Source organism: Microbacterium sp. CCH5-D1 (assembly GCF_001557335.1).
GTDB lineage: Bacteria > Actinomycetota > Actinomycetes > Actinomycetales > Microbacteriaceae > Microbacterium > Microbacterium oxydans.
On record NZ_LSJW01000065.1, the window covers coordinates 1 to 8,040 of the forward strand.

Genomic DNA, 8,040 nt, shown 5'->3' on the forward strand with positions numbered 1-8,040 from the left:
GGGTCAGCTGTCGGAGATGTTCTCGCGAGCGTGCTGAGCCTGGTCTCTCACGTCGCTGGCCGCGCCCTGGACTTCGTCCTTAACGGTGGCGACGGAGTCCTGCGCCGACGACTTCACGGATTCGACCGACGCCTGCAGAGGCTCCTTCAGATGATCGCCGACTTCTTTCGCAGCATCGGTGACCTCGTCAACCAGCGGCTGCGCCTGCTCCTTCACGGTTGCAGCGAGGTCCTTCTCCTTCGATGACGCGGGGATCAGCGAGGCGATGACCAAGCCGGCGCCGAAGGCGATCAGACCGACCGCCAGCGGGTTCCCTTCTGCTTTGGCGACGGCGCGGTCTTTCAGATCTCCCGCGTGAGAGCCCGCATCCGACAGCGACGAGCCGGCGTCATCCGCTGCGCCCATCACACGCTCACGGACGGACGTGAACGCACCGCGAACCTTTTCGACCTGTCGGTCCACGATCTTCGACGGGGAGACCTTATCGGCCAGGGCGTCCACGTCCATGCCGAGGTCGTGGCGGGTCCGCTCAATGTCGGCGCGGATCTCGTCGGGTGAATCGCTCATCGGTTTTCCTCATTTCTCTTCAGCGTTTCGGGGATCTCTTTCAGGGTGTCCACGGTCTGCGGGACGCCCTTCACTTGCTTGATCTGGCTGCGCCCGACCAGGAACAGGATCAGGGCAATGAGTGCCCACAGGACCGCGACGACAACGCCGGACCAGCCGCCACCCATCAGCGTTCCCAGAGCCCACCACAGCGCGACGGACAGGAAGAACACCGCCATCAGTGCGCCGTAGCCGGCGGCACCCATCAGGCCCGCACCCTTGGCAGACTTCGTGGCCGAGTCCTTCAACTCTGCTTTGGCGAGGGCGACCTCCTGGCGCATCAGCGTCGAAATGTCGCGGGACACTTCCCCGAGGAGATCTCCGATCGAGGTGGATGCGGCTTTCGCTTCAGACGGTGTCGGGTCGGTCATAGCCGTCCTCCCCCAGAATGTCCGGACGGCTGGCGGCCGCCTGCGAGTACACGGGCGTGCCAGCGCCCGTGTCGTTCACCACGGGGACGGGCACGGACGGGTCAGGGTGCACCTGCGGAGGTGCCGGCACGGGAGCGGCGTCTTTATCGTCGGAAGCATTCGCGGCGAGGGCGCGGGTGAGGCGCCCCACAACGATGCCGCCGATCGCGGCGGCGAGGATGAACGTGCCGGGCTTGCGACGTGCGTAGCGCTTGACCTCCCTGAGCACAGAACCAGGGTCCCGGTCGCCGAGCCAGGTTGCGGCAGCAGACAAACGCCCCGACACCTGCTGGACCAGATCGCTGGCGACGCCACTGCCTTCCGAGTTAGTGGCCATGGAGCCGAGCTCGTCGCTGACAGAGCGAAGACCACCGGCAAGACGCTGCTGCTGGGTGTTCGCCTGCTCCGACAGCTCCCGCTGCGTCTGCGCATACAGCTCCTTCGCCTGCGTCTTCGCCTCCCCCACGACGGTCGCAGCCTCATCCTTGGCGGTGCCAAGAACATCCTTCGCCTGAGTTGCCGCCGTGTCCTTCAGATCGGTGGCTTCCTGCTTGACAGCATCCACCTTGCCCGAAGAACCGGGGGCGTTCACGCCCGAGCCGCTCGGGCTGGCCGTCTCATAGTTGTCCGACATTAGTGCTCCTCTCGCGGACCGACCGAACAGTCGGTGGAACCCGTTCTAGACCGTCTCCCCCGCCTCGGTCAGGACCCTTGCTCCGAACAGACTTACAGTGTATTCAGGCCGAGCACACAGAGGCTTACTTAGTAAGCTTGCATACGGTACGCGCCTCGAACCCCGGAGGCAACCACCTCCTGCGCTCGTTCCGAAAGCGCCTACTTTCGCCGTATGAACAGCAACGATTCCCACGAGCCCCGGGAACCCGGCGCACCCGTCTACGACAAGGACTCCTCTCACGCAGCCGTCCCCGTCGATGCGAATCACACTCTCCGCACCGATGTCCACGAGCGTGAGAAAGCAGAATTCGGCGGGTTCAAATTCGGATCCGCGTTCTTCGGATGGCTGACCGCCATGGGCACCACCGTGCTCCTGACCGCCCTGGTCGCCGCGATCGGGGCCGCTGTCGGGCTCGGCAACGGCACCACCCCAGAGGAGGCCGCCGACGCCGCGACAGAGAACGTCGGCGCGACCGGCATCATTAGCGCCATCGCGATCGGACTCGTCCTGCTCATCGCCTACTACGCCGGGGCTACGTCGCCGGACGGATGGCCCGCTTCAGTGGAGTCAAGCAGGGTGTCGCGGTGTGGCTGTGGGCGATCGTGATCGCGATCATCCTCGCCATCGTCACCGCGATAGCCGGTTCCCAGTGGGACATCCTCGCCAACCTGCAGAGCTTCCCGCGCATCCCCGTCACCCCCGAGACAGCCACTCTCACCGGCATCCTCACCGCCCTCGGTGCCGCTGTGGTCGCCCTCATCGGCGCGGTCCTCGGCGGCCTTGCGGGGATGCGGTACCACCGCAGGGTCGACCGCGTGGGACTTGGCCGGTAACCCCTGCCGTCGTCGCCCCTGACACACCGACTTCCTCAACCACCCACCACCCGCACGACCGAACGAAAGGCAACACCAATGATCAGCGAACAGAACATCGCCAGCCTCATCGGGGCCACCGTCACGGACACTGACGGCAACAAGATCGGAAAGGTCGGCCAGATCTATGTCGACCCCACCAGCGGTCGGCCGAACTGGGCAACCGTAGCGACGGGCTTGTTCGGAACCTCGGAATCGTTCGTCCCGCTCGACCAGGCCGACCCCGTCGACGGAGATCTCCGAGTCCCGTACGCGAAAGACTTCGTCAAGGACGCACCTCGCATCGATGCTGGCACCGACCTCACCGACAACGAACAGGACGAGCTGTACACCTACTACGGAACCGGCGCCGCTCCCGTCGCCAACGCACCCGCGGACCGGGATGTGGCATCGACCGACGGCTACGACACCTCCGGACCGACGACCGACGACGCGATGACTCGGTCCGAGGAGCAGCTGCACGTCGGCACGGAGCGCGTCGAGACCGGCCGAGCCCGCCTCCGCAAGTACGTCGTCACCGAGCAGGAGACCGTCACGGTCCCCGTCAGCCACGAAGAGGTTCGTCTCGAGCGTGAACCCATCACGGAGGCGAACGTCGAAGACGCCCTGGATGGTCCGGACATCAGCGAGGAAGAGCACGAGGTCGTCCTCACGGAGGAGCGCCCCGTGGTCGAGAAGGAGACGGTGCCGGTCGAGCGTGTCCGCATCGGCACAGAAACCAAGACCGACACTGAGCAGGTCAGCGCAGAGGTCCGCAAGGAAGAGATCGAGCTCGAGGGCGACACCCACACCGACCGCTGACAACTCCCCGTCGTCAGCCCCACTGAAAGGAGAATCCGATGGGTATCGGAGATGACATCAAGAACACTGCCGAAGATCTGAAAGGCAAAGCCAAGGAATCTGTCGGCAAAGCAACCAACGACAAGTCGACCACAGCAGACGGCCACGCCGACCAGGCCAAGGCCAGCGCGAAGAAGGCTGGCGAGAACGTCAAGGACGCACTGTCCGACAACTAACAAATCTCGCTCCCTCGTATCCGGTGCCCACGCCCCCGCGGGCACCGGATACTTCTCTGCTCGGCACTCGGTGCTTGCGTCTCACTATTTCGCGTGCGGGTCTCCCGCACCGCGGAGACAACGGGGGCCAGGGCGCCGGAGAGTCAAAACACGCCAACGCGGCCGGTGAGCGTCTTGGTCGGACGCGAACACTAGCCGTCAAGGATCGGTGAGAGAATGAAGATTCACGGCACGACGATTCCCTTCGTCTCGCCTGCTTGCAGAGGTGTCCGTGGCGATACGACCGAGGAATGCACGTCATGGGAAAGTTCATCTACGAAGGCGGACTGAAGGTCGACATCGAAGATAGGGCACTCAATCACCTCCAGCTCGTCATCTCGGCGAAGCTCCGCCGTGGTGAGCCCTTCGCCTTCACATGGAAAGACGATGCCGGTACGGGCGGTGGCCGCACAACGGTGTGGGTGCACTCCGGAAGTGCGCTGGTATTCAAGTACTTCGGGGGCCGGCAACCGGCAATCAATCGGGCGTGGGTCGATGCCCTCGCCTTCGCCGCCAACTCTCCCACGGGCCTGTACCTCACTCCCGAACCCGCCGAGGGCACTCGCCTCGAACGCGATCTGGATAGTGCACCAGCCTGACCCCAGCGCGCAAGCCCCTTCGATCCCCAAACGCACGGCTCGTACCCTGAACGGATGAGCGAGCGCACCACACTTCAGACGCTTGTCACCATCGACGGGGCAAGTTTCATCCTCTCCCCGACGCAGGACGCGGAACAGCTCTGCGACGATCTCGAAGCGGCGGCCGCTAGCACGGGAAGAGTGGTGCGCTTCGAAGCCGCAGGAGATCGACTCGTCCGCTCCCTGGTCACGCCCCACAGTCACGTGATCATCACCGAAGAACACGTGACGCTGGACTCCGACCAAGCCGTGTTGACACTCGGCCTATCCGGAAGCTGGGATCTGCTCTAGTCTGCAGCAGCTTCGATCTCAGGGGCATCCAACACTTCATCAACGAGCGTGATCCCGCCCGACGAATTCGCGGTGTGCATGAGCTGCTCGACCCACCTGAGACTGATCGGCGGCGGCTCAACTTCATCGAAAGTGAACCGGAGCGGAATCGACGGATGAATCCAGATCGTCGAACGCCCCCCCGGATCACCCTCGGGATGCTTCCACGACAACGTGAAGCTCTCATTACGACGCAACTTCGTCGCAATAACGATCTTCATATGCGCGAGCGCCCGATCCTCAATATGAATCGGATCCACGCCATCCCCGTACACAAGACTGGCCATGAGAACCACCCTAGTGACCCGGACCCACCCGAAGACCCAGTTTCGGCTACTGCTTACGGCAGGACCCGCGCCCTCCGGTCATGCCCGCGCCGGAAACGATCGTTTACGGCGGGAACGCTGACATGGCCATCCACAGGGCAGCGGTTCCTAGAGTGTCTTCCCGAGCGTGTGGATTGGGCGGTGAAGGCCGACCTGCAACGTCCTCGGCGTTAGAACGACAGTGAGCGGTTAACGAGCCCGGCGGCGGCTCTAGTCGTTGCGCGCGACATCCCGCTCCAGGTCTCAGAGTGGGAGGATGACGCTGCCCATCACCGCCGTCAGCCGCGACATGATGTCGGTCCACAGCCCGGTCACCATCAGGATGCCGAGGGCGATCAGCAGGATGCCGCCGCAGACGTTCACCACCCGGATGTGACGACGGAGAAACTCGACCGTCTTCGCCGCCCAACCGAACCCGAGTGCGACCAGAAGGAACGGGATGCCGAGGCCAAGCGAATACGCGAGGCCAAGGAAGCCGGCCCGGACAGGGTCGCCGGCGTTGAATGAAAGCGCGATGATCGCGGCCAATGTAGGTCCCATGCATGGCGCCCAGCCGATACCGAGTGCCACTCCGAGTAGCGGCGCCCCTACGATCCCGGCCCGTGAGCTGACGTGGAAGCGGACCTCCCTCTGGGCGAAACTGAATAACCCGAGGAAGACGAGCCCCATGAGGACGACGACGAGCCCGAGGATGCGTGTGACCAGGTCTCCCCAGTGTAGGAAGAACACGCCAGCCGTTCCGCCCAGCGCAGTGATGAGAACGAAGACGACGCTGAAGCCGAGGATGAACAGCAGCACGCCGAACACGAGTCGTCGGCGCTCAGGTGCGGCTGCGTTTGTCGCGTCACCTTTCGAGCTCGGTGAGACTGTCCCGCCGAGAAAGCCGAGGTAGCCGGGGACCAGCGGGAGCACGCAGGGCGACAGGAACGACACGAGACCGGCGAGCATCGCGATGGGGACTGCGAGCCAGAGCGCGCCGGACCCGATGATGGTGTCGGCGTTCATGGTGTCTCCGCCAGAGCGTCCTTGACGAGTGTCGAGAGGATCGAGGTGCCGTCGATGGGTCCGATGATGCGGGCGGCGACACGGCCCTGTTTGTCGAGCACGAGAGTCGTCGGTGTCGCCTGGATCGGCACGACTTCGGAGAAAGCGAGTTTCGCCTCGGCCGTGTTCACGTCGATCAGGCTCGGGTAGGTGATGCCGAACTCTTCAGAGAATGCTTGGGCAGTGTCGGCCTGGTCGCGGGTATTGATGCCGATGAAAGCTACATCCTCGCCGCCGTATTCTTGCCAAACGCTCTCGAGATCCTTCGCCTCGACGCGGCACGGCGCGCACCCGGCATACCAGAAATTGACCACCGTGACCTTGCCAGAGTTGTCGGCGCTGTCGAAATCATCGCCAGTTTCAGTTACGCCGCTGAAGACCACGGGTTCGCTCCGCTCGGCCACCGGGATCTCGGCGATTGAGCCGTTGGCGGCCACATAGCCGGTGTTCTCGCCCCGTAGGAAGGAATCGCTGACCGGATCCGGCGCACATCCGATTAGGCCGATCGCGAACACCGCAGCGAGCATGACCCCGACCGCACCACGAGCTTTACGAAAGCGAGGGTCTCGACGCACATTTCGCACCCTATACACATCACCTATGCGTCCGCCGAACCAGGCCACCGCCCGCGACTCGCTTGCCGCTTCCGATGTTCTCCAGGGCACGTCGTGACGGACTCTGGCAGCCTGAGGGCAGTAGCGCCAAAGTAGGCTGATGAGTCACCGCCGGCTACGGCCGTCACGATGTTGGCCAGGTAGCTGAACAGTTCGCGGGGCATCGCGTTACAGCAGCAAGGTCACGCCGACGCACTCCATGAAGGTCTGCGGGTTTCACGCACTCGCTGTCGGGCTTCACTTCGTAGTGCAGGTGGCAGCCGTACGACCTGCCCTCGTTGCCAACCGTGATCGCCACCCCACGTCATCCGTGATGCACCAGTTACCCGAGGCAATGGGGCGTAGCGGGACTGCCTTCGCTGTTCCTTGAGTTATATACCCCTAGGGGGTATTCTGAGGGTGTGAACGGCTATGACGATAACAAAGCGGATCTGCGCAAGCGCTTAAGCCGTGTCGAAGGTCAGGTACGAGGTATTGCACGGATGGTCGATGAGGACAAGTACTGCATCGACATCCTTACGCAGGTTTCTGCGGCGACGAAGGCCCTCGAAACGGTGGCGTTGTCGCTGCTGAGTGACCATCTGAGTCACTGTGTCGCGGAAGCCAGTGCGGAGGGCGGCGCGGTCGCGGCCGAGAAGGTGCGTGAGGCCAACGAAGCGATTGCCCGCCTGGTTCGTTCATGACCACACGTCTGTCTAATTGAAGGAGACATCATGACTGATCGCATCGAGCTCGGGCTGAAGGATGCAAACGCTGGTTGCGCATGCTGCGCTGCGCCATCGAGCGCGGAGACATCCGCACCTAGTGATGCTGCGGTGACAGCCGAGGTGCTGGTCGACGGTATGACGTGCTCACATTGCGTGTCGAGCGTCAGCGAAGAACTGAGCGCTGTCGACGGCGTCGAGTCTGTCACTGTGGATCTCAACTCGGGTGGCACCTCCCGGGTGACCATCCGCAGCACCGAACCGGTCGATCCCGCTGCTGTGAAGGCCGCGGTGGAGGAGGCCGGCTACGCCCTCCCGACCAGCGACGTCTGAGCCGCACCCGACGCGACCGGTCACCCGCGCGCATCCGAGCAAGGAGTCCCCGATGAGCCAGCACGACGAACGCACCGATCATACCGCGCACCACAATCACACGCCGGCGGCCACGACGGAGCACGACCACGCGAGCGAGGCCGCGACGGAACACGACCACACGGCGATGAGCCAGGACCACGCTGCACCGCACGACGGCACCGGGCACGAGGGGCACGCCGGGCATGGTGGCCACGGGGATCACGTGGGGCAGTTCCGCCGGTTGTTCTGGATCATGCTGCTCCTCGCGGTGCCGGTGGTCGGGTTCTCGATGATGTTCTCGATGATCCTGGGGTACCCGTTGCCGGGTGCGGCGTGGGTCGCGTGGGTGTCGCCGACTCTCGGAACGGTGATGTACGTGTGGGGCGGTGCCCCGTTCCTGACCGGTGCGGT

Annotated in this window: 14 protein-coding genes and 1 pseudogene; 9 read left to right on the plus strand and 6 right to left on the minus strand. The window is 64.0% G+C overall.

Annotated elements, in window-relative coordinates:
- Window positions 1-3: 3 nt before the first annotated feature.
- From AX744_RS04115 to AX744_RS04125, 3 genes are read right to left on the minus strand one after another with little or no spacing between them, the layout of a single operon-like run.
- A complete protein-coding gene (locus tag AX744_RS04115) occupies window positions 4-567 on the minus strand; it encodes a DUF3618 domain-containing protein (protein WP_061015470.1) in 564 nt (187 codons plus the stop codon).
- A complete protein-coding gene (locus AX744_RS04120; protein WP_061015471.1) occupies window positions 564-977 on the minus strand; it encodes a phage holin family protein in 414 nt (137 codons plus the stop codon). Before AX744_RS04120 ends, AX744_RS04115 begins: the two co-directional genes overlap by 4 nt.
- On the minus strand, window positions 955-1,650 hold the full coding sequence (locus AX744_RS04125) for a hypothetical protein (protein ID WP_061015472.1): 696 nt from the start codon (window positions 1,648-1,650) through the stop codon (window positions 955-957). The genes AX744_RS04120 and AX744_RS04125 overlap by 23 nt, the downstream gene beginning before the upstream one ends.
- Before the next feature lie 213 nt (window positions 1,651-1,863).
- Between AX744_RS04125 and AX744_RS04130 the strand changes: the two genes are divergently transcribed.
- The 6 genes from AX744_RS04130 (at window position 1,864) to AX744_RS04145 (ending at window position 4,548) form a co-directional block, all read left to right on the plus strand.
- The gene (locus AX744_RS04130; protein ID WP_197073241.1) at window positions 1,864-2,298 is read left to right on the plus strand and encodes a hypothetical protein; all 435 of its coding nucleotides are present in this window, start codon (window positions 1,864-1,866) and stop codon (window positions 2,296-2,298) included.
- Window positions 2,277-2,525: a hypothetical protein gene (locus AX744_RS20535; RefSeq protein WP_197073242.1), complete on the plus strand. Its 249-nt coding sequence runs from the start codon at window positions 2,277-2,279 to the stop codon at window positions 2,523-2,525. Before AX744_RS04130 ends, AX744_RS20535 begins: the two co-directional genes overlap by 22 nt.
- Window positions 2,526-2,603: 78 nt before the next feature.
- Window positions 2,604-3,365: a DUF2382 domain-containing protein gene (locus tag AX744_RS04135; RefSeq protein WP_061015473.1), complete on the plus strand. Its 762-nt coding sequence runs from the start codon at window positions 2,604-2,606 to the stop codon at window positions 3,363-3,365.
- A 38-nt stretch (window positions 3,366-3,403) separates the two neighbouring features.
- On the plus strand, window positions 3,404-3,580 hold the full coding sequence (locus AX744_RS19905; RefSeq protein WP_082066565.1) for a CsbD family protein: 177 nt from the start codon (window positions 3,404-3,406) through the stop codon (window positions 3,578-3,580).
- 299 nt (window positions 3,581-3,879) lie between these two features.
- The gene (locus AX744_RS04140) at window positions 3,880-4,218 is read left to right on the plus strand and encodes a DUF7882 family protein (protein WP_045264181.1); all 339 of its coding nucleotides are present in this window, start codon (window positions 3,880-3,882) and stop codon (window positions 4,216-4,218) included.
- Between the two features lie 54 nt (window positions 4,219-4,272).
- Window positions 4,273-4,548 (plus strand): hypothetical protein, encoded by a 276-nt coding sequence (locus tag AX744_RS04145; protein WP_045264182.1) that lies wholly within the window; start codon window positions 4,273-4,275, stop codon window positions 4,546-4,548.
- Here AX744_RS04145 and AX744_RS04150 read toward each other — a convergent pair.
- The 3 genes from AX744_RS04150 to AX744_RS04160 all read right to left on the minus strand — a co-directional run bounded on the left by AX744_RS04150 (window position 4,545) and on the right by AX744_RS04160 (window position 6,484).
- Window positions 4,545-4,874, minus strand: coding sequence for a DUF7882 family protein (locus AX744_RS04150; protein ID WP_061015478.1), 330 nt, complete (start codon window positions 4,872-4,874; stop codon window positions 4,545-4,547). The two genes, AX744_RS04145 and AX744_RS04150, sit on opposite strands and share 4 nt — an antisense overlap.
- Window positions 4,875-5,156: 282 nt before the next feature.
- Complete coding sequence (locus tag AX744_RS04155) at window positions 5,157-5,918, minus strand: cytochrome c biogenesis CcdA family protein (protein WP_061015474.1); 762 nt, start codon at window positions 5,916-5,918, stop codon at window positions 5,157-5,159.
- Window positions 5,915-6,484, minus strand: coding sequence for a TlpA family protein disulfide reductase (locus tag AX744_RS04160; protein ID WP_061015475.1), 570 nt, complete (start codon window positions 6,482-6,484; stop codon window positions 5,915-5,917). The genes AX744_RS04155 and AX744_RS04160 overlap by 4 nt, the downstream gene beginning before the upstream one ends.
- Before the next feature lie 488 nt (window positions 6,485-6,972).
- Between AX744_RS04160 and AX744_RS04165 the strand changes: the two genes are divergently transcribed.
- The 3 genes and pseudogenes from AX744_RS04165 to AX744_RS20960 form a co-directional block, all read left to right on the plus strand.
- Window positions 6,973-7,254: a metal-sensitive transcriptional regulator gene (locus tag AX744_RS04165; RefSeq protein WP_061015476.1), complete on the plus strand. Its 282-nt coding sequence runs from the start codon at window positions 6,973-6,975 to the stop codon at window positions 7,252-7,254.
- Window positions 7,255-7,284: 30 nt separating this feature from the next.
- The gene (locus AX744_RS04170) at window positions 7,285-7,608 is read left to right on the plus strand and encodes a heavy-metal-associated domain-containing protein (RefSeq protein WP_061015477.1); all 324 of its coding nucleotides are present in this window, start codon (window positions 7,285-7,287) and stop codon (window positions 7,606-7,608) included.
- Window positions 7,609-7,660: 52 nt separating this feature from the next.
- Window positions 7,661-8,040, plus strand: a pseudogene (locus AX744_RS20960) (heavy metal translocating P-type ATPase); the annotation flags it as partial.

What these genes read in the sequence shown, in the direction of transcription:
- AX744_RS04140 (WP_045264181.1), top strand. Translation starts at nt 3,880, where the DNA reads ATGGGAAAGTTCATCTACGAAGGCGGACTGAAGGTCGACATCGAAGAT.
- AX744_RS04120 (WP_061015471.1), bottom strand. Translation starts at nt 977, where the DNA reads ATGACCGACCCGACACCGTCTGAAGCGAAAGCCGCATCCACCTCGATC.
- AX744_RS04130 (WP_197073241.1), top strand. Translation starts at nt 1,864, where the DNA reads ATGAACAGCAACGATTCCCACGAGCCCCGGGAACCCGGCGCACCCGTC.
- AX744_RS19905 (WP_082066565.1), top strand. Translation starts at nt 3,404, where the DNA reads ATGGGTATCGGAGATGACATCAAGAACACTGCCGAAGATCTGAAAGGC.
- AX744_RS04135 (WP_061015473.1), top strand. Translation starts at nt 2,604, where the DNA reads ATGATCAGCGAACAGAACATCGCCAGCCTCATCGGGGCCACCGTCACG.
- AX744_RS04160 (WP_061015475.1), bottom strand. Translation starts at nt 6,484, where the DNA reads ATGCTCGCTGCGGTGTTCGCGATCGGCCTAATCGGATGTGCGCCGGAT.
- AX744_RS04145 (WP_045264182.1), top strand. Translation starts at nt 4,273, where the DNA reads ATGAGCGAGCGCACCACACTTCAGACGCTTGTCACCATCGACGGGGCA.
- AX744_RS04115 (WP_061015470.1), bottom strand. Translation starts at nt 567, where the DNA reads ATGAGCGATTCACCCGACGAGATCCGCGCCGACATTGAGCGGACCCGC.
- AX744_RS04150 (WP_061015478.1), bottom strand. Translation starts at nt 4,874, where the DNA reads ATGGCCAGTCTTGTGTACGGGGATGGCGTGGATCCGATTCATATTGAG.
- AX744_RS04125 (WP_061015472.1), bottom strand. Translation starts at nt 1,650, where the DNA reads ATGTCGGACAACTATGAGACGGCCAGCCCGAGCGGCTCGGGCGTGAAC.
- AX744_RS04155 (WP_061015474.1), bottom strand. Translation starts at nt 5,918, where the DNA reads ATGAACGCCGACACCATCATCGGGTCCGGCGCGCTCTGGCTCGCAGTC.
- AX744_RS04170 (WP_061015477.1), top strand. Translation starts at nt 7,285, where the DNA reads ATGACTGATCGCATCGAGCTCGGGCTGAAGGATGCAAACGCTGGTTGC.